A 21550-nucleotide genomic window follows, 5' to 3' on the forward strand; every position below is an offset into this window, starting at 1 on the left:
TATGAAAATTCAACCAATGTTAAATACACAGCCATTTGGAGCGATTCAGCCGATTGGCACACAGAAAACTTCAGAAACATCTGTAGTTGAAGGCAAAAAGTTTATTGATTTATTGGAAGATATGAATCAAACGCAAAATAATGCCCAAACAGCAGTATATGATTTACTGACAAAAGGGGTAGGAGAAACGCATGACGTTTTAATTCAGCAGAAGAAAGCTGAATCACAAATGAAAACAGCTGCTCTCGTACGCGATAATCTTATTGAAAATTATAAGTCACTAATTAATATGCAAATTTAGGAAAATGGACGGGTGTATTTAAATGGAAAAGATAAAAAATGTTTTCCAATCGTTGAAAACGTGGCATAAGTTAGTGATTGGTGCTGCGCTTTTAGCGATTGCAACAGGAGCACTTTTATACTTCACCTTGCCAGATAAATATGTTGTTGTATATCAAAATTTAAATGATACAGATAAGCAAGAGATTACAGCAGAATTATCGAAGCTAGGTGTTGATTACCAATTAGCAGCCGATGGTTCGATTCGAGTGCAAAAGAACGATGCTCCATGGGTTCGAAAAGAAATGAATGGAATGGGCTTGCCGTTTAATTCAAAAAGCGGTGAGGAAATTCTATTAGAAAGCTCACTCGGTTCAAGTGAACAAGATAAGAAAATGAAGCAGATTGTCGGCACGAAAAAGCAATTGGAGCAAGATATTGTACGAAACTTCGCGACAGTTGAAACGGCAAATGTGCAAATTACATTACCTGAAAAAGAAACAATTTTTGATGAGGAAAAAGCGAAAGGGACAGCGGCAATTACTGTTGGTGTGAAACGTGGACAACTATTAACAGCTGATCAAGTTGCGGGTATACAGCAAATGATAAGTGCTGCAGTTCCTGGGGTGAAAGCAGAAGAAGTAAGTGTTATTGATAGCAAAAAAGGTATTATCTCGAAAGGAGCAGATGAAGCACATTCTACTAGTTCCTCTTCTTATGAAAAAGAAGTTGAGATGCAACAACAAATTGAAGGTAAATTAAAGCAAGATATTGATACGACATTAATGACGATGTTTAAGCCAAATGAATATAAAGTGAATACGAAAGTGTCTGTAAATTATGATGAAGTTACACGTCAGTCAGAAAAATATGGCGATAAAGGTGTACTTCGCAGTAAACAAGAGCAAGAGGAAAGCTCTACTGCGCAAGAAGGAGCAGATACGAAGCAAGGTGCGGGTATTACAGCGAACGGTGAAGTGCCGAACTACGGTACGAACAATAATCAAAACGGTAAAGTTGTCTACGATAATAAAAATGGTAACAAAATTGAAAACTATGAAATAGATAAAACAGTTGAAACAATTAAGAAACATCCGGAATTAACAAAAACAAATGTTGTTGTATGGGTAGATAACGATACGTTAGTAAAGCGAAAAATTGATATGACAACATTTAAAGAAGCAATTGGAATAGCAGCTGGACTGCAAGCTGATCCGAATGGAAACTTTACAAACGGTCAAGTTAACGTTGTAACTGTTCAGTTCGACCAGCCGAAAGTTGAAAAAGAGAAAGAGCCAGAAAAAAGTGGTATGAACTGGTGGTTATTCGGTGGAATTACAGCTGGCTTGCTAGCACTAATTGGCCTAGTATGGTTCTTCTTAGCAAGACGTAAGAAAAAGAGAGAAGAAGAGGAATATGAAGAATACTTAGCAGAAGAAGAAATTGCTGCTAGTAGTGAAAGTATCCTGGAAATTCCTGAAGAAAAAATAGTACCAGAGCCAAAGCCAGAACCGGTAGAACCATCAGAACCTACATTAGATGATCAAGTGCAGGAAGCTACGAAAGAGCATGTAGAAGGTACTGCAAAAGTAATTAAAAAATGGTTAAACGGACAGTAAGGGAGGAAAAACAATGTTAGATGAAATCTCCTCCAAAGAGAAAGCTGCCATCCTCATTCGTACATTAAACGAAGAGGTGGCAGCAAAAGTCATTGAATATATGACGGCTGAGGAAAAAGAAGTGTTACTTCGCGAAATCGCGAAGTTTCGTGTATATAAACCAGAAACGTTAGAAAATGTACTAGGGGAGTTTTTGTACGAACTAAATGTAAAAGAGTTGAATTTAGTAACTCCAGATAAAGAATACATTCGTCGTATATTTAAAAATATGCCAGAAGACGAGTTGGAAAAATTATTGGAAGACCTTTGGTATAACAAAGATAATCCATTTGAATTCTTAAATTCACTTACAGATTTAGAGCCACTTCTTACAGTGCTTAATGATGAATCGCCACAAACGATAGCGATTATTGCTTCTTATATTAAGCCGCAACTTGCTTCTCAATTAATTGAGAGATTACCAGATCATAAACGTGTAGAGACGGTAATGGGTATTGCAAAGCTTGAACAAGTAGATGGTGAATTAATTAATCAAATTGGTGAGTTATTAAAAGCAAAATTAAATAATATGGCATTTAGTGCTATTAATAAAACAGATGGATTGAAAACAATAGTGAACATTTTAAATAATGTTTCACGAGGCGTTGAAAAAACAGTCTTTCAAAAGCTGGATGAAGTCGATTATGCGTTATCTGAGAAAATTAAAGAAAATATGTTTGTCTTTGAAGACTTACTTGGTCTTGAGGATCTTGCGCTTCGCCGTGTATTAGAGGAAATTACAGATAACGGTGTTATCGCGAAAGCACTTAAAATTGCAAAAGAAGAAATTAAAGAGAAACTATTTACATGTATGTCTTCAAACCGTAGAGAGATGATTCTTGAAGAGTTAGATGGCTTAGGACCGCTTAAGATGACGGATGCTGAAAAAGCACAACAAACGATTACAGGTACGGTGAAAAAGTTAGAAAAAGAAGGAAGAATTATCGTTCAAAGAGGTGAAGATGATGTCCTTATTTAAAAACAGAATTCCGAAGAATTCTGTTTCTTTTTCTGAAGAAACGTATGAATTACAATTTCCGAAACCAGTATCAGTTCACATTGAAGAAGAGATACAAGTGGATCATGCAGAACTTCTTGCACAGCAAGATGCATTACATATTGAAATGAATCAGCTAAGGCAGCAGCAGCAAATGCTAGAACGAGAGCGTCAGCAGTTGTTGCAAGATAAAGAACAGTTTCAAATGCATATTCATGAACAAATGGAACAGATGGAAGCAGCGCGTATACAGTTTCAAAAAGAACAACAAGAAACAGCATACGAATGGACAGAGTTATTATGGAATCAATCTTTTCAGTTAGCAGAAAAAGTAGTGAATCAAGCGGTAGATTCGCGCTTATTAGACGTTTTGCCGATTTTAACAGGCATCGTGCAAACATTGCCTACTTCATTTGAAAAATTAATTATAACGGTTCATCCAGAAACATTTGAACGTATACAAGAAGAGAAAGAAAATACGAAAGAGTATTGGCTACTACAATTAGTAGAATGGAAGTATGATTTTTCTTTACAGTTTGGCGAATTTGTTCTGGAAGAAGAGAAAGAGTTTTTTGAGTTTAAATTTGCGCCTATATTTGCGAAGCTTCGTCATAAGTGGGAAGAAGAGAAGTTGTTTGAGGAGCAAAATGTATGAACAACGAGCTAATGAATGAACATAATAAATGGAATACATTTATTGAAACACCGTTTTATACGAAAGTTGGCAAAGTTCATAGTGTACAAGAGCAGTTTTTTGTAGCGAAAGGTCCGAAAGCAAAGATTGGAGATGTTTGTCTCGTTGGAGAACATAGTGTCTTATGTGAAGTAATTGCGATTGAAAAAGAAAATAATATGCTACTTCCATTTGGACAGACAGAAAAAGTATGTTACGGAGATGCAGTTACATTAATTACAGAAGATGTCGTTGTTCCCCGTGGTAATCATTTACTTGGTAAAGTGTTAAGTGCAAATGGAAAAGTGTTAAACGAAGATGCCGAGAACATTCCACTGCAAAAAATAAAATTGGATGCACCGCCGATTCATGCATTTGAGCGTGAAGAAATTACAGATGTATTTGAAACGGGAATTAAATCAATTGATTCTATGTTAACGATTGGGATCGGTCAAAAGATAGGTATTTTTGCTGGATCAGGTGTTGGTAAATCTACTTTACTTGGAATGATTGCGAAAAACGCAAAAGCTGATATTAACGTTATTAGTTTAGTAGGTGAGCGTGGCCGGGAAGTAAAAGACTTTATTCGAAAAGAGTTAGGCGAAGAAGGTATGAAAAAAAGCGTCGTTGTTGTAGCGACGTCAGATGAAAGTCATCTTATGCAACTTCGCGCTGCAAAGCTTGCAACATCAATTGCCGAATATTTCCGCGATCAAGGTAATAACGTACTACTTATGATGGATTCTGTTACACGCTTTGCTGACGCACGCCGAAGTGTTGATATTGCAGTAAAGGAATTACCAATCGGTGGTAAAACACTGTTAATGGAAAGTTATATGAAGAAGTTATTAGAGAGGTCAGGAAAAACACAAAAAGGATCCATAACAGGTATTTATACAGTACTCGTTGATGGTGACGATTTAAATGGTCCTGTACCAGATTTGGCGCGTGGTATTTTAGATGGACATATTGTATTAAAGCGTGAGCTTGCAACGCTTAGTCATTACCCTGCAATCTCTGTACTAGATTCGGTAAGTAGAATTATGGAAGAAATCGTATCGCCGAACCATTGGCAGGTTGCAAATGAAATGAGAAAAATTTTATCTATTTATAAAGAAAATGAATTGTATTTCAAATTAGGAACAATTCAAGAGAATGAAGAAAATGCCTATATTTTTGAATGTAAAAATAAAGTAGAAGGTATAAATACGTTTTTAAAACAAGGTCGAACGGATAGTTTTCATTTTGAAGATATTGTCCAAGCGATGCACCATATTGTATAAGACCTCATGCCTTGGGGTCTTATTTTTTTGTTTTTTAATATTTCACAGATTTTTTTGTAAAAAAACTATATAATAGAAAAAGGTAACGTTATAATAGGAAGGGGCTATGAAAACAGGTGAATAAACAGCAGTACGACACGATTAAATTGCAGATTAATCAAGAGAAAGAACATATCTTGAAAGAAGTGTACGAACTAACAGCTGAAAAAAGAAAAATAGAACGAAAAAAAGAATATGATCTATATGTTGTGAAATCACGCAATAAGGTTGTACAAACGGGACAACGTATTATGGCTGGTATGCTGTCTTCACATACATTTTCACCTGAAAGAATAGAAGAATGGAATCGAAAAATTAAAAAAACAGAAGGTTTTATTCAAAAAAATGAAAGCCTTTTAGAGCAAATAAAAGAAAAAGAACGTGTCATTGATGAAATGTATCAAGAAGATTGTAAGAAGCTTGCGAAAGTAAAAGAAAAGCTGGAAGAAAAAATGCTTCTTGATTTAAAAATGTGTATGAACGGATGAGGTGGATGTAGTGATACAGTTTGTATTACCGGTGCAGCAAAGTTTACCTCCGCAAAAAGAAAAAGGGCTAGAAGTACAATCGAAAAATGAAAATTCTTCATTCGATAATACAATGAGAATTGAAAATAAAAAACAGCCGAAAACGGAGAAACCGAAACGAGAAGAAGCACCAGAAGAAGAGAAGAAAGAATATATTCTCGCAAAAAAAACGGTAACGAAAGAAGAGCCGATTGTAAAGAAAGAAGAAAAGAAAGAGACAGAACAGTTATTGTTAGCTGTATCTGAGCAGATGGTTGCAATTGAGCAATTGCATATGCAGCCAGAATTGTTATATCAATACATACAAAAAATACAGGCGTTATATAAAGAATACGGAAATATTAAACTGAACGAATTGCCCGCAGCTGAATTACAGCAATTACAAGAGCTTTTTTCTAACATGAATATTAAAAATGCCATATGTTTAGAAGATACAATGCAAATGGTGCTAGACAAGGTGACGATGCCAGAGCAAACGTTGCAAGTATTAAAAGTCGTAGAAACAGAAACTTGTAATATCGCAAAGAAACAAGAGGAGTCCAAGGAAGTAGAACTCCAGAAAGCTGAAAGCGATGATGTGAAGTTAGAGTTACCAGAAGTCGATCAATTAAACGATTCAAGTTCGGCCGGAGCTGAATTATTAAATAAGGCAACGGGGACTGATCAAATAGGAAAACAAAATAGTGGAGCTGAGAAGGTTACATTACCTGACTTAGGCAAGAAAATGGAAGCACAAGTAGAGGCTCTGCAAAAGTTTGTAGTGAAACAAGAACGTGTTTTATTCCAGCTAAATCCAGAGAAACTTGGTTCATTAACTGTATTTATGAAAAAGCATGGAGATCAAATTGAAGTCCATGTAGAAATGGAAAAACACGATGCGAAAAAGCGTGTTGAAATAATTTTTGACGAATTGAAGCTGAAATTAAAAGAAAAAGAAATTAATATTCAAATAAGTTATTCAGAAAAAGATGAACAACGTAAAGAACAGCGAGAACAAGAGCAAAGACAAAAACAAAAATTAGCAAGTACGAAGCAAGAAAAACAAGAATCGAAAGAATTTGCAGGATTATTGGAGGAATAAAGCGTGCCAACAGTTGGATTAAACACAACGAGTACAAATCATATTCCATTGCAGGCAGGAGCGCAAAAAAGTAATGCACCTGTTAACGGTGTACAATCGCCAGTTCAACAAACAAACGGAGTATCAGAAAGTGCTCAAAAAACTCCTGGTGTAATGGGGAAAGACGATTTTCTAAAATTATTTTTATCGAGTTTCCAGCACCAAGATCCGTTCAATGCGATGGATATGAATCAAATGATGAACCAAACAGCGCAGTTATCTCTTATGGAACAAGTGCAAAATATGACAAAAGCAGTTGATTCTTTAAGAACGACGATGTATTCGACAGCGCTTGATGGTGGAATGAAATTTTTAGGGAAATACGTAAGAGGTATTGACGGTGAAGGGAACAAAGTAACTGGTCAAGTAGAGACAGTTCGCCTTGCAGAAAATAACGATGTACAGCTCGTTATTAATAATAAAGTAGTATCTCTTCGTTTCGTTGAAAGAGTGTCTGATAAACCGATTGGAGAAACGAATCCAGAAGATGCAAAGAAAGACGATCAAAAAGTAACTGAAGAAGTAAAAACTACAAATTCATAAGGAGTGTACATACGTTATGATTAAAGCGTTATATACAAGTATTACAGGAATGAACGCAACACAAAATGCATTAAGTGTAACTTCAAATAATATTGCCAATGCACAAACGGTTGGTTATAAAAAACAAAAAGCAATGTTTGATGATTTACTATATAACAATTCAATTGGTGCAAAAGGTGACGGTAAATACGCAGGAACGAATCCGAAAAGTATCGGTAACGGTGTGAAAATGAGTGGTACGGTTACGGATTATAGTGATGGTACAATTACGTTAACAGGTGGCAAAACACAAGCTGCAATGGAAGGTAATGGTTTCTTCGTTGTAGGTGATTCAAAAGGCGGAAACATGGAATTTACGCGTAAAGGTACGTTTGGAATATCTTCAGATTATTATATTACGAACACAGAAGGTCAATACGTATTCGCATACCCTGCTAATGAGGCGACTGGTGAAGTTGATTTATCTGGTATTCCAGGCCCATTGCAAATTCCAATGGGGACGGCAATTGGTGGTATTCGAACATCGCAAGGGACAATTAAAGGGAATATTCCAACTGGTGAAAAACAAATTACGCAAGACTTACCTGTATACGATAATGCCGGTAATACATGGACAATGCGTGTAGAATTTACACAAACAAGCGAACACAATTATACATATAAAGTACAGATGCGTAATGACTCGAAAAAGGATACAAAGTTTGAGGATGTTCCAGGTGCAGGTGGTAATATGACATTTGATGCTGTTGGAAATCCAACTCCGAAAGAGCAAGGGGCCAATATTCCATTTGATGGTGGCTCTATAAAGTTAGACTTAAGTCATTTAACGAATCATCCAACAGATAAAACATTGTCAGTAACAGATGTAGATGGTAGAGCAGCGGCGACTGTTAAAGATTGCTTTATTGCTGACGGTGGATATGTGATGGTAAAATATTCTGATGGAAGTATGAAATCTGCTGGTCAATTAGCTGTTGCGATGTTCCCGAATGAAGGCGGTTTGATGAAAACGGGAAATGGTAACTATACAGCGACGAATACAACTGGTATTTTAGCGTTAGGTGCATCGGGCCAAAACGGTGCAGGAAAAATACGTGGTGGTGCACAAGAAGGTGCAAACGTAGATTTATCTGTAGAATTCGTTGATTTAATGTTATACCAACGCGGATTCCAAGGAAATGCGAAAGTAATCAAAATTTCAGATGAAGTATTAAATGAAGTTGTGAACTTAATTCGATAATAAATCGTAAAGAAAAATTGTAACGTAGTAGAAAGGGTTTTATATTCGTATGACAAGACAAGAGCGAATTTTACAATTGCCTTTTTTCGAAAATAAACGTGAGCTTGCTGAGCAAGTGTTAAAAATAGAACGAGAAGAGCATGTATATTTACCAGATCAATTTGAAATCAAACAAGTGCCTCCATATTCGTTTGGTGAAAAACAAGCAATCATTGGCCGTATACACGAGTTTTATTTCGTAAGTATTGGTAGCGATAGTGTTTGGAAGTATCAACTGTTTAAAGATGAGATGAAGTGCCGTGAGTTTTTCGTTATGTTGCCGGATATTACGGATCAGCAGCTTGCTTTTTGGTTCAATAACATTGAGTTGTTGAAAGGGGCTTAAAAGCTTTCTTTTAGGTTTTGAGAGAGGGCCCAGCGATGTTTAGTAGCGGTCAGTGCATATGGAGTGTCTCGCATGTTGTAATACCAGAGATATGGAGTGGTTCTAGGTTAGTTGAAGAGGCTGGGAGCCATGAATGAGATTGGTAGGCTCACCGGATTGTAGTAGCGACAGTGCTTATGAGTGGCTCGCATGTTGCAGAGATATGGAGTAGTTCTAAGGTAGTTGGAGAGGCTGTAATCCAAGTGTTTAGGTGGTGCCTCTTCACTTTTTGGAGAGAGGATTTCTCTGATTCTAGGAGCAATGATTTGAAATAGAGTTAGATTAATTTAAGATAGTTGTGCTATATTGTACAATTAGACTAAGTTTATATAAAAGGAGAGGTGAGGAGGATGGCGCAGAATAAGTATCGCGTTACATTCATTTCGCCAAGTGAGGTTGAGCAACGTACTGTAATGGCGGCGAGTAGTTTACCTAATTTAATACGTCAAGTAGAGAGTATTATTGCAGATCCGAACGGTTATTTTGTAAATGATAAAAAAAATAATTGCTATTTTAAAGTTATTAAAGAAAATGTTACGTTTATTCAATATGAGTTACTATTTTCGGATAAGGAAATTCACATTGAAAAGTTAAAACATATATCACCGGCGGTATTGAAACAATTATTTAAAAAAATAAACGATCCGGAATTATATGCACTTGCACTCCTTGATGTTGATATAGCGACGAAAGAATATGTGCTAGGAGAAATGGGTCCAGAGCTAAGAATGAGAGTGGAAACAGAGCTTTCAAAAAAATGGGAAGCGATGCCGACAGAAATTGTAGGAGCACAAGAAGTGTTACTAGAGGCACTTGCTTCGTTTATACAAGATTAAGTTTTACTGGTAGTATTTCTACTTTAAAACTGTGAGGATCACTCAACTATCTATATTTTTCATATAGGTAGTTGACTTTTTGGTTTTAATAAAGCTTAATAATTAAATATACGGAATTAATGAAAGGGGAGCGACACCTTTATGTCACAAGCACAAAGTATTTTATTAGAAAGTGGAACAAACGAATTAGAAATCGTAACTTATACTGTTGGTGAAAATTTATTTAGCATCAATGTAATGAAAGTGCGTGAAATTATTAATCCATTCCCTGTTACAACTGTGCCAGAATCTCATCATGCAGTTGAAGGTGTTGTTCAAGTACGTGGTGAAATTTTACCTGTTATTAACTTAGCAACGGCTCTTAATTTAAAATCTATAAAACCACTTGATCAAACGAAATTTATCATTTCAGAATTAAACCAAATGAAAGTTATTTTCCGTGTTGATGAAGTGCATCGTATTCAACGTATTTCATGGGAACAAATTGATGAACCAGCTTCATTATCTATGGGACTAGAAGAAACGACGTCTGGAATTGTAAAACTAGATGGGAAAATCATTTTACTATTAGATTATGAAAAAATTGTATGTGAAATTAGCGGTACTGGTTATGACAATAAATCACTTGCAGGATTAGAGCAAAAAACAGATCGAGCTGAAAAGGTGATTTATATTGCGGAAGATTCAGCGATGCTTCGCCAAATATTAGAAGAAACATTATCATCAGCTGGATATACGAAAATGAACTTCTTCAGTAATGGTGCTGAAGCGTTAGCACAAATTGAAAAACTAGCAAAAGAGCAAGGTGAAAGAATGTATGAGCATATTCACCTACTTATTACCGATATTGAAATGCCGAAAATGGATGGACACCATTTAACGAAAGTAATTAAAGATGGTGAAGTAATGAATCGTTTACCAGTCATTATTTTCTCTTCATTAATTACGAATGAGTTGTTCCATAAAGGTGAGGCAGTTGGAGCGAATGCTCAAGTGAGTAAGCCTGATATTCAAGAGTTAATCGGGCTAGTTGATAAGTTAGTACTATAAAGCTTCTTTTAGTTGGAAGAGAGGAGCCAGCCATGTGTATAAAGACAGAAAGGTAGAGTGTTTCTGAGATATTTTTGCTTTTCTGTAGCCACCGTGGTAATAATGGTCATTCTTTCGGTTAATTCGTTAGCGTTGTGTAAAACCCTCACCTTTACTATAAAGGTGAGGGTTTTCTTACATGATGTTCAATTATTTCATCTATAAGATTTCGTGGTGACGCAAGCTTTTTCGGTGAAAATATATTAGAAATACCATATAATATAATTAAGTAGAATTTTTCTGATATAATATTTTGCTTAGCTATTTTTTATTTTTTAATATTTGTTAAAAATCATTTTTTATTTCGATACTTTTTATACCTTTTTGTATGTTAATTATTTGACAGATAATTTCGAAATGTTATAATATGGATATGTGGAAATTTCTATTTTCTTAAAAGACATGGGAGTCAGATGAGAATTGTGAAAGGATGAGGGGGAGTGACACATATTATGTATCACCACACAGCAATCAATGTATTAAGTCTTTTACAAAACATGTCAAATAATAAAACGAACGAAATGAAATTAGAGGCGGAATTTAAAAAAATAGAGAAACAATTCCAAGTCAGGTATGAAGAGCTAATCGATTTATATAATAGAATGGTATTATTTCAAATAGATATAGAAAAAAATGGCGGTATGCGAGTATATGAAAAATCAGCGATTACTTGGTTGAAGTCTGAACTAGAACTATTGTATGAAGTGTATCAATTTTGTCAACGTCAGGGCTTAAACATCGCAAATATTTCAAAATATGTTAGTAAAAATGAAATGAATCTTTTCCGAAAAACGGAAAGTCAATTGCAAAACACGTATTATAAATTAAAAAAACAAGAGATGCCGTTTGAAAATATTGAAAAGCAAAAGCCGGGGCGAAAACGTAAGTATACACCTGTAAAAGAGACAATTGTTGAGACAAAACAAGAAAGCAAGCAGGAAGTAAATGAAGACGTTCGAAATGAAGAAGATGAAAAAAGCCTCGTAACAGTTATGTCTGGCATCGTGGATAACTTTGAAACAATTAGTCAATGTAGTGAAAAGAGAGAACACGAATTGCATCAGTTCATGGAGGGAATCTATAAGCTTTCCAGTATGGCAGCAGAGCGTTCAAAAGATGAAAAGAATGCACGTGGTCTTGAAGGTGAATTACATTCATTACGAGCTGAAAATGAAAGATTAAAACGAGAGAAGGAAGAACTCGTTCATGATATTAAAGAGATGACGCATCATTTAATTCATTTTATTACGAGCTCTGATATCGATCAAATTCGTACATTGCCTTACTTCGTAAAAGAATGCAAACAAGATCTACATAAGCTAGGGTTATATAACGCTCAAGACGGAAAAATGAAAATTATGGTTGACCGTAGTGGACAAGTTATGACCGTAACACAATAAAAAAATTGGGTACAAAATAAAAGGGAGATACATAGTGTATATGTATTTCCCTTTTGTTTTGTATGGAATCGTTTCGGACAGAGGAAAAGTTACAATTAATTTTAGTAAATCAAAAATTTGTACAAAAGGAAGGAGCTAGGTCTTACTTTGTAGTATTGCGATCAGAAAAATACTAGGAATATGCGTATTGTCACTGTGAAAGGACTTAATACATAATGATTTTAAAGATAAACCGACTCTTCATCAAGATTTAACTGATTTAATTGAGGTGAATAAGTTGTATAATCGTACAGTTGTTATTACATTTCATCAACCAACTTTTAATACGGAGAATTGAAGAGTAAAGTAGGATTCCAAAGCATGGCCAAAAAGGTGGCTGTTATAAGTTATTTGCCTACCAAGATAATCAATATTTGTTTAAAATATAAGATTACTATTTTATTATACCGAGTAATTATTCACATTATATAATAATTACTTACTACATTATTAACATGGTTATCTTACAAAAATGTAAGGTTTTTTTAATTGACACTCGTACATACAAGTAACTATACTGGTTACACGATGTTGGTGAATATATTTAATAGTCGCTATCTATAAGTGTATGTCTGAGGATTCTTTTCGGAATAATAGTTCGATTTTAAATTTATTATCTGTGATATAGTGATAACACATAATAAATCTGTTCTTTACTCTAGGTCGTATGATTTGAAAATTAACTATAAATGATATATTTACCAACTTGTAATAATTTTTTAGAGGTGCTAAATTTTGAAGAAAAAATTAATTGCTACAGGAATTCTTGCTGGAAGTCTACTATCCTATTCATCTAGTGCATTTGCAAATACTCATAAATTCCCAGATGTTCCTGCATGGGCTGACAAATCCGTTAATTATTTAGTTGATAAAAAAGTATTGAGTGGTTATCCAGATGGAACTTTTGGTTCAAGTGATACATTAGATAGGGCTTCTGCGGCAACAATTATGACAAAGGCCCTTGGTATACATATTGACTTAAATGCAAAACCATCTTTTGCAGATTCACAAAACCACTGGGGAACGCCGTATATTGCTGCTGCTGAAAAAGCAGGAATAATTAAAGGTGAAGGAAATGGAATATTTAATCCTTCTGGAAAAGTTACTCGTGCTGCAATGGCAACAATGTTAGTAAATGCATATAAGCTACAAGATAGAACAAATAGTAATGGGCAAAGTAAATTTGATGATTTAAAAGGACATTGGGGTGAAAAATTTGCCAATATTTTAATTGATTTAAAGATTTCTGTTGGTACTGATAATGGTTGGCAACCAAATAAATTCATAACACGTGCAGAAGCCGCACAACTTACTGCCAAAACAGATACCCTTCAATACAGTCCGAAAAACCCTTTAGAAAGTAAAACAATCATTATTGATCCTGGACATGGTGGTGCAGATCCCGGAAAGTCCACAAAAGGATTGCCTGAAAGTAAAATCGTATTAGACACTTCCTTACGCCTACAACAATTGCTCGAAAAACATACACCATTTACGGTTTTACTAACTCGTGAATCTGATACTAGACCTGGACATGACCAAAAAAGCTCTTTACAGGAACGTGTTAAATTTGCTAAGCAAAATGAGGGGGATATCTTTATAAGCATTCATGCAAACGCTTTTAATGGTAATGCAAAAGGGACAGAAACATACTACTATAAATCTTCTGAATCCGAAAAAACAAATCCTCATGTGGAAGAAAGTCGTGTGTTAGCGGAAAAAATTCAAACACGTTTAGTAGAGGCTCTTCAAACACGTGATAGAGGCGTTAAACATGGAGATCTTCATGTTATAAGAGAAAACGACATGCCAGCTGTGTTAACGGAACTGGCTTTTATAGATAATGGTATCGATTACAGTAAACTATCTACGGCAAACGGCAGAAAGATTGCAGCAGAAGCCATTTATGAAGGGATTTTAGATTATTATGAATGGAAAGGAAATAATGTATCTGAATATAGATTGTAATAGGTAAAAGAAAGTTTAGTAATTCTAGGAATATGAAATTTATAAACTGCTAAAGTATAGTTTTGTTATTTGAAATGTGTTTTAGTTTTATAGTGTATACTAGCACCGACTTATTAAGGATTATAAATAAGTCGGTGTTTAAGTTAGCGTACTTAATGAATACTATAGAAGTTATGAAGAAAAAAAGATAAATAGATAGGGGCATACACCTACATTCATTATTTTTACGTGAAATTTTAATTTAAAAATAGTTAAGTCATATGATTCAGATGGGCAGTATACAATTAGTTCAAAGAAAACATTCTTTGAACTAATTAGCTATTAAATAAACTTGTTACATAAATAGTTCGTATAACAATAATTGATAGTGTTAAGGACATAGCTGTTCATATTTTTTTGTAATTCCTGTTATGGAATTGTTAAATATTTGCAGGTGTAATGTAAGGCTGTTTTATTTTGAAAGAAATCTTTTGAAATGGTCATAATATGAATAATAATTAGAAACAAATTTTTTAAAAATGATGAAAGACTTAAGAAGGTGAATATATTGCTTAAACATTCACATTTGCAATTTATCTTATTAACAATAGCTCTAATATTCTATATAAGCTTTTGTTTTATATTTTTATTTGTTTTTCCGAATCAATATTTCGTATCAGATTTTAATATCCGACTATCATCCTTAGTTGTTGAAACTACTGTATTTATCTCATTACTTTATTCTATATTATCCGGAAAAATTAAGTTAGGAGTATTCTGGGTTTGCATTACTATTGCAATAGGGTGTTTCTTGATCGGGAATTTTATATCCGCTTTTCAAGTACTTAATGTAGAATTACCGATACAAAATTTTAATATCTCTGATGTGTTTTTGTTGTTTTTCTTATTCTTCTTTCTCTTTGCATTCTTTTATAAAATCATTATGGAATGTAACAAGTGGGAAAAAGCGTATTTAATTTGTGATTTATGTATTGTTGTTACTGCCATTTTTACATTAGAGTGGTACCTGTTTAATAAACCTTCTGCAAATATCTTATTCTTATCAATTGGAGATGTTTTTCTCTCATTTATTTTTCCGATTATAGATTTATTACTTCTTTTATTAGGAGTTAGTCTAATCTTTCGACCAGCTATTTTTAATGCGAAAAGTAAATTATTTATTTTTATTCTCGTATTAACTGGATTGGCTATTACGGACTACTTGTATTTTTACTTACAAGATGATTTGTCAGATCGTTCACTTATATTATTAAGGTGTTTGTATAGAGTTTTCCTATTATTTATCGCTATTGCTGCTTCGATCTCAAAGAATGCATCTTCTAGAAGGAATTATTTTATTATTGATCCGACATTCGGAAAGAAACTTCTTGTCATATTTCCTTATCTTGCAGTTGCAGTCTTAATTGGTTTTACTCTTAAAGAGCAAACTTCCTCGGCTACACTTATTACTGGAAATTGTATTGCATTTGTATTTGTGCTGATTCGTCATACAATCGTACGAATGCAAAACAGAGATTTAACTGAGATGTTAAAAGTGTTTAATAATCAATTAGAACAAAAAGTATCTCAAAGAACAGAAGATTTAATAAACAAATCCAATGACTTGGTCAAAAATCAAGAGAGATTTAAGTCATTATATGAGTATCATCCAGATCCTATATTAACGATTGATTCAAATGGTACTGTGTTAAATATAAACCAGGCTGGAAGTATGTTATTAGGAAAAAACAGCGATGAATTAATAGGTAAAGAGTGCTTCTCAATTTTTTTAGATGAAGATAGATCTGAATTGGAAGCGGCTCTACAGGAAGGGAAACGATGCAGTTCGGCTTCGTTACAATTACGTGTGAAAAATAATAATGAGAAGGACATTCATTTTTGGTACGTCACCATTGTTCCTATTATGATAGAAGGGCAAACTTTTGGGAGTTATGTAATGGTAAAAGACATTACGAGAATGAAGCAACAACAAGATGAGATAAACTATCTAGCATTCCATGATACAGTGACGGGGATTGGAAATCGAATATTCTTCCAACAAGAATTAGAAAAATCCATTGGGCGTGCACAAAAAACGCAGGATGAATTTGGACTCTTGTATATAGATTTAAATCGTTTTAAGACTATTAATGATACACTGGGACATTCAATTGGTGACAGTGTTTTAAAAGAAGTTGCTAAACGTTTTAGGACATGTCTGTTACCGGCTATTCCTCTAGCGAGAATAGGGGGAGATGAGTTTGCAATCATAGTCCATAACCATACAGAGCAACAGCTATTGGATTTGTGTGAAACTCTATTTCGTATAACTGAAGAACCATTTGTAGTTAATCAACATAGTTTTTATTTATCTCTTAGTATAGGAATAGCGGTGTATCCGTTTGGAGGAATAAATACTACTACACTTTTACAACATGCTGATATTGCTATGTATAGTGCAAAGGAAAAAGGTAATAATGCTGTTTGCATGTATGACGAGACATTATCAAAAAAAATAACAAGACGATTACGATTAGAACAGGATTTACCGAAGGCATTAGAAAATAATGAGTTGTTTTTATTATATCAACCACAAGTTGACAGTAAGACTGGCATGGTTATTGGTGCAGAGGCTTTAATTCGTTGGCAACATCCAGAACTGGGACTTATTTCTCCTTTTGAATTTATACCTATCGCGGAAGAAACGTCGCAAATTATTCCAATTGGGAAATGGACGTTACAGGAAGCGTGTCGACAACTGAAAAAGTGGCATTCTGCAGGCTATGCAAATCTAAAAATGGGGATAAATTTATCAGCTATAGAGTTTGAACAGAAAGATTTTGTTCAAGCAATCATATCTACTATAGAAGAAGTAGGGGTACCTGCTAATTCGATTGATTTAGAATTAACAGAGAGAATAGCAATGGTAGATGAAAAAGAAACCTTATCGAAGTTAAAAGCATTAAAATCATATGGTGTACATTTATCAATTGACGATTTTGGTACAGGGTATTCTTCACTAGCATATCTCCCTTTGTATCCAATTGATACCTTGAAAATTCCAAGAGAATTTGTTAATAGGATCGGAAATTCTACTGATGGAAATGAAATTATTCATACCATTATTTCACTAGCGCATACTTTAAACATGAAAGTGATCGCAGAAGGGGTGGAAACGAAGGAACAATTAACAGTGTTACAACGTAATGCATGTTATCTAATTCAGGGCTATTACTACAGTAAACCTGTAAGTGAAGATGAATTCATCAAGTTTTTAAGCACAATGTCGCGTCACCTTTTCTAAGAAAACCACAATCTAGATTTGTTTTTTGATGAAATTATAACAAATAGAGGACAGCAAAGTAACTGTCAAAATGTTTTAGCATTTAATTTGGCTTAATAGGAAATTCTAATGAGCAAAGACCTTATCTGATTTTAGTTTTAGAAAGGAGAGAAGCGGATGGATTCAATATGGCTAGAGTATGCTTGGGCATTATTAATTTTAATCGGATTAGAAGGATTGTTATCGGCTGACAATGCCCTTGTACTAGCAGTTATAGCCAAGCATTTACCCGAAGAAGAGAAAAAAAGAGCTATAAATTACGGAATTATTATGGCCTTTGTTTTTCGATTTGCAGCCCTTTTTGCTATATCATTTATTGCAAATGTTTGGCAAATACAGGCGATAGGAGCAGCGTATCTTCTTTACTTAGGATTAAAGCATGTCATTCAGGCGCAATTCGGAAAAAATAATCAAAATATTCACAAGGAAGATGAAAAGGAAGCAGCAGGAAAAAGCTACTGGTTCACAGTAGGAAAGATTGCATTAGCTGACCTTGCCTTTGCGATTGATTCAATATTAGCCGCAGTTGCTCTTGCTCTGGGGCTTCCGGATTCTCCGCTTGACGATTTCGGAGGTATGGATGGAGGACAGTTCATTGTTGTACTTCTTGGAGGGATAGCTGGACTTATTTTAATTAAATTTGCGGCAACTTGGTTTGTACAATTACTGGAGAAACGTCCAGCACTAGAAACAACAGCATATGCAATTGTTGCCTGGGTCGGCGTCAAACTTGCTGTAATTACACTTGCCCATGAGGATATAGGTATTTTAGATCATGATTTTCCACACAGTACAACTTGGACTTTAATCTTCTACGGGATATTAGTTGCCATCGCACTAATTGGTTGGTTTGCACCAGGAAGTAAGTCATCTCAGAATAATCCTAAAATGTAATACAAAGGTCAGAGCATTATGTGCTTTGTCCTTTGTGATGATATTTATATTGTGTATTTTTGGATTTAACGCTATAATTATAGTGTTAAAGATGGAATCGTGATATGACCTGTTATGAATCTATCATTTTATTTATGAATAAATGGACTGGTATTTTAGCAAGATGTGCTAATAAACTACTCCACCATGATGATAACGTGCCAAAAATGTGGTGCGTATATTTTCGTGGTGGAGTTTTTTTATTCTCAAAAAGGGGGAGTAACCATGAACGACAGCATGGTTCATATTACAATTAACGGCAAAGAGTATAATGCTGAGCCGGGTTCAACTATACTGGGCATTATTAATGAGAACGGAATTGAACATCCACAAATTTGTTATGTGCCGGAAGTGGATCCTATTCAAACGTGTGATACTTGTATTGTAGAAGTTAACGGAAAGCTTGTGCGATCCTGTTCTACTGTAGTGACGAGCGGTATGAATATTGAGCTGTCCTCTACTAGTGCAAAGGCAGCACAACATGAGGCGATGGACCGTTTACTAGAAAATCATTTACTTTACTGTACGGTTTGTGACAACAATAACGGGAATTGTAAACTGCATAATACGGCAGAATTAATGGAAATTGAGCATCAAAAATATCCTTATGAGCCAAAAGTTGATGCAAGCGAAGTTGATATGTCTCATCCATTTTATCGCTATGATCCGAATCAATGTATCGCGTGCGGTCAATGTGTAGAGGTGTGTCAAAACTTACAAGTTAATGAAACGTTATCTATTGATTGGGAGGCAGAGCGCCCACGTGTTATTTGGGATGAAGGAGTAGATATTAACGATTCTTCATGTGTAAGCTGCGGTCAATGTGTAACGATTTGTCCTTGTAATGCTTTAATGGAGAAATCGATGCTCGGTGAAGCTGGATTTATGACTGGGCTGAAGCCGGATATTCTTGAACCTATGGTCGATCTTATTAAAGAGGTTGAACCTGGATATAGCGGTATTTTCGCTGTGTCAGAAGTAGAAGCTGCGATGCGCGACACTCGTACGAAGAAGACGAAAACAGTTTGTACGTTTTGTGGTGTAGGTTGTTCATTTGAAGTATGGACGAAAGGGCGCAAAATTTTAAAGGTGCAACCAACTTCTGAGGCACCAGTTAATGCAATTTCTACTTGTGTAAAAGGAAAATTCGGTTGGGATTTCGTTAATTCTGAAAAACGACTTACGAAACCTTTAATTCGTAAAAATGGAGTGTTCGTTGAATCGACTTGGGAAGAAGCGCTTCATGTAGTGGCGAATAAATTGGGCTCTATTAAAGAAGAGTACGGTAAAGGCTCTATCGGCTTTATTTCTTCTTCTAAAATTACGAATGAAGATAATTATGTTATTCAAAAATTAGCGCGTCAAGTGTTCGAAACGAATAACGTTGATAACTGCTCACGTTATTGTCAATCACCAGCGACAGATGGATTATTCCGCACTATTGGAATGGGCGGGGATGCAGGAACGATTAAAGATATTGCGCAATCAGGTCTTGTTATTATCGTCGGTTGTAATCCAACAGAAGGCCACCCAGTATTAGCAACTCGTGTGAAACGTGCGCATAAACTTCACGGTCAAAGACTAATTGTTGCAGATCTTCGTAAAACTGAAATGGCAGAGCGTTCGGATATCTTTATTAGTCCAAAGCAAGGAACAGACCAAGTATGGTTAATGGCTGTTACGAAATATATGATTGATCAAGGTTGGCACGATGAGCAGTTCATCGATGAGAATGTAAACTTCTTTGATGATTTCAAAGATAGTCTTAAAGAATATACGCTTGAATATGCAGAAGAGATTACAGGTATTTCAAAAGAAACTCTCGTTCAAATGGCAGAAATGATTCGTGATGCAGATGGTACATGTATTCTTTGGGGTATGGGTGTAACGCAAAATACTGGTGGTTCAGATACTTCCGCTGCGATTTCAAACTTACTTCTTGCAACAGGAAACTATCGCCGTCCAGGTGCTGGTGCATATCCGCTTCGAGGTCATAATAACGTACAAGGTGCTTGTGATATGGGAACACTTCCAGGTTGGCTTCCAGGATATCAGCACGTTACTGACGATGTAGAACGTGCGAAATTTGAAATAGCTTACGGAGTAAAAATTGATAACAAACCAGGTCTTAATAACATTGAAATGCTTCACGCAATTGATGAAGGAAAAATGAAAGCTATGTATCTTGTTGGAGAAGATATGGCTCTTGTAGACTCTAACGCAAATCACGTACATGAAGTGTTATCAAGCCTTGAATTCTTTGTCGTTCAAGATGTGTTCCTTTCTAAAACAGCTCAATACGCTGATGTAGTATTACCAGCAGCGCCATCTCTTGAGAAAGAAGGTACTTTTACAAATACAGAGCGTCGTGTACAAAGATTATATCAAGTGCTTCCAACGCTAGGAGATGCGAAACCAGACTGGTGGATCGTGCAGGCAATTGCTAATAAATTTGGTGCAAACTGGAGCTATAATCACCCAAGTGAAATCTTTGCGGAAATGGCAAGCTTATCACCACTATTTGCACACGCAAACTATGAAGTGCTTGAAGGATGGAACAGTTTCCACTGGGGAAGTTTTGATGGAACGAATACACCGCTTCTATTCAAAGATGGATTTAACTTCCCAGACAAAAAGGCTCGTTTTGCGATAGCTGATTGGGTACGTCCTGCTGCATTCCCAGCAGAATACGATCTTCACATTAATAACGGCCGTATGCTTGAACATTTCCATGAAGGGAACATGACAAATAAATCAACTGGTATTCAATCGAAAGTACCAGGTGTTTTCGTCGAAGTTTCTCCAGAACTTGCAAGGGAACGCGGAGTGAAAACTGGTTCGTTAGTACGCCTTGTTTCTCCATTTGGAGCACTTAAATTACGTGCACTTGTAACGGATCGTGTAAAAGCGAATGAACTGTATTTACCGATGAACTCGACGGATAAAGAATCGGCAATTAATTTCTTAACAGGTCCTGCCGTTGACTTACGTACAAGCACGCCGGCATATAAGCAAACGAAAGTACGTATGGAAGTGTTAGAAGTTGATGGCGAAAATCCGATGCCAAAAACGAACCCACGTAATAAAAAGCGTCATCCTCAAAACGGAATTGAGGTAAATCGTAAGTGGGCTCGTCCAGGATACGTACATTTAACGGATAACTAAGGGGGAGAAAAGAAT

At 35.3% G+C, this 21550-nt stretch carries 18 protein-coding genes and 1 pseudogene; all 19 read left to right on the top strand.

Annotated features, from left to right (window positions below):
• Position 1: 1 nt before the first annotated feature.
• The 19 genes and pseudogenes from fliE to fdhF all read left to right on the top strand — a co-directional run bounded on the left by fliE (position 2) and on the right by fdhF (position 21535).
• A complete protein-coding gene (gene fliE / locus MR155_RS07960; protein WP_002064631.1) occupies positions 2–301 on the top strand; it encodes a flagellar hook-basal body complex protein FliE in 300 nt (99 codons plus the stop codon).
• Between the two features lie 22 nt (positions 302–323).
• Complete coding sequence (gene fliF, locus MR155_RS07965; protein ID WP_242309139.1) at positions 324–1898, top strand: flagellar basal-body MS-ring/collar protein FliF; 1575 nt, start codon at positions 324–326, stop codon at positions 1896–1898.
• A 13-nt stretch (positions 1899–1911) separates the two neighbouring features.
• Entirely contained in the window at positions 1912–2916 is a 1005-nt protein-coding gene (fliG, locus tag MR155_RS07970; RefSeq protein WP_002030936.1) for a flagellar motor switch protein FliG, read from the top strand.
• Positions 2903–3589, top strand: coding sequence for a FliH/SctL family protein (locus MR155_RS07975; RefSeq protein ID WP_033706611.1), 687 nt, complete (start codon positions 2903–2905; stop codon positions 3587–3589). The genes fliG and MR155_RS07975 overlap by 14 nt, the downstream gene beginning before the upstream one ends.
• Positions 3586–4890, top strand: coding sequence for a flagellar protein export ATPase FliI (gene fliI / locus MR155_RS07980; protein WP_002086485.1), 1305 nt, complete (start codon positions 3586–3588; stop codon positions 4888–4890). The genes MR155_RS07975 and fliI overlap by 4 nt, the downstream gene beginning before the upstream one ends.
• A gap of 116 nt (positions 4891–5006) precedes the next feature.
• On the top strand, positions 5007–5417 hold the full coding sequence (locus tag MR155_RS07985) for a hypothetical protein (RefSeq protein WP_012260670.1): 411 nt from the start codon (positions 5007–5009) through the stop codon (positions 5415–5417).
• Between the two features lie 10 nt (positions 5418–5427).
• The gene (locus MR155_RS07990; protein ID WP_242309141.1) at positions 5428–6537 is read left to right on the top strand and encodes a flagellar hook-length control protein FliK; all 1110 of its coding nucleotides are present in this window, start codon (positions 5428–5430) and stop codon (positions 6535–6537) included.
• 3 nt (positions 6538–6540) lie between these two features.
• Positions 6541–7119, top strand: coding sequence for a flagellar hook assembly protein FlgD (locus MR155_RS07995; protein WP_002086480.1), 579 nt, complete (start codon positions 6541–6543; stop codon positions 7117–7119).
• Between the two features lie 16 nt (positions 7120–7135).
• Positions 7136–8359, top strand: a complete 1224-nt coding sequence (locus tag MR155_RS08000; protein WP_002086478.1) for a flagellar hook protein FlgE — start codon at positions 7136–7138, stop codon at positions 8357–8359.
• 49 nt (positions 8360–8408) lie between these two features.
• Entirely contained in the window at positions 8409–8744 is a 336-nt protein-coding gene (locus MR155_RS08005) for a DUF3964 family protein (protein ID WP_002012031.1), read from the top strand.
• A gap of 389 nt (positions 8745–9133) precedes the next feature.
• Positions 9134–9619 carry a LysR family transcriptional regulator gene (locus MR155_RS08010; RefSeq protein WP_242309143.1) on the top strand — a complete coding sequence of 162 codons (486 nt, stop codon included), beginning with the start codon at positions 9134–9136 and terminating at the stop codon, positions 9617–9619.
• A 141-nt stretch (positions 9620–9760) separates the two neighbouring features.
• Positions 9761–10669 carry a chemotaxis protein gene (locus MR155_RS08015; RefSeq protein ID WP_242309145.1) on the top strand — a complete coding sequence of 303 codons (909 nt, stop codon included), beginning with the start codon at positions 9761–9763 and terminating at the stop codon, positions 10667–10669.
• Between the two features lie 491 nt (positions 10670–11160).
• Positions 11161–12108: a DNA-binding domain-containing protein gene (locus MR155_RS08020; RefSeq protein ID WP_242309276.1), complete on the top strand. Its 948-nt coding sequence runs from the start codon at positions 11161–11163 to the stop codon at positions 12106–12108.
• An 83-nt stretch (positions 12109–12191) separates the two neighbouring features.
• Positions 12192–12433: pseudogene (locus tag MR155_RS32220) on the top strand (Ger(x)C family spore germination protein); the annotation flags it as partial.
• A 449-nt stretch (positions 12434–12882) separates the two neighbouring features.
• On the top strand, positions 12883–14115 hold the full coding sequence (locus MR155_RS08025) for an N-acetylmuramoyl-L-alanine amidase (RefSeq protein WP_242309147.1): 1233 nt from the start codon (positions 12883–12885) through the stop codon (positions 14113–14115).
• Between the two features lie 547 nt (positions 14116–14662).
• A complete protein-coding gene (locus MR155_RS08030) occupies positions 14663–17398 on the top strand; it encodes a sensor domain-containing protein (RefSeq protein WP_242309149.1) in 2736 nt (911 codons plus the stop codon).
• Positions 17399–17554: 156 nt separating this feature from the next.
• Complete coding sequence (locus MR155_RS08035; RefSeq protein ID WP_242309151.1) at positions 17555–18331, top strand: TerC family protein; 777 nt, start codon at positions 17555–17557, stop codon at positions 18329–18331.
• A 104-nt stretch (positions 18332–18435) separates the two neighbouring features.
• Complete coding sequence (locus MR155_RS08040; RefSeq protein ID WP_002149117.1) at positions 18436–18627, top strand: hypothetical protein; 192 nt, start codon at positions 18436–18438, stop codon at positions 18625–18627.
• The gene (gene fdhF, locus MR155_RS08045; RefSeq protein ID WP_242309153.1) at positions 18596–21535 is read left to right on the top strand and encodes a formate dehydrogenase subunit alpha; all 2940 of its coding nucleotides are present in this window, start codon (positions 18596–18598) and stop codon (positions 21533–21535) included. The genes MR155_RS08040 and fdhF overlap by 32 nt, the downstream gene beginning before the upstream one ends.
• Positions 21536–21550 lie beyond the last annotated feature (15 nt).

This window comes from Bacillus cereus group sp. BfR-BA-01331, assembly GCF_022663915.1.
Taxonomy (GTDB): domain Bacteria; phylum Bacillota; class Bacilli; order Bacillales; family Bacillaceae_G; genus Bacillus_A; species Bacillus_A mycoides.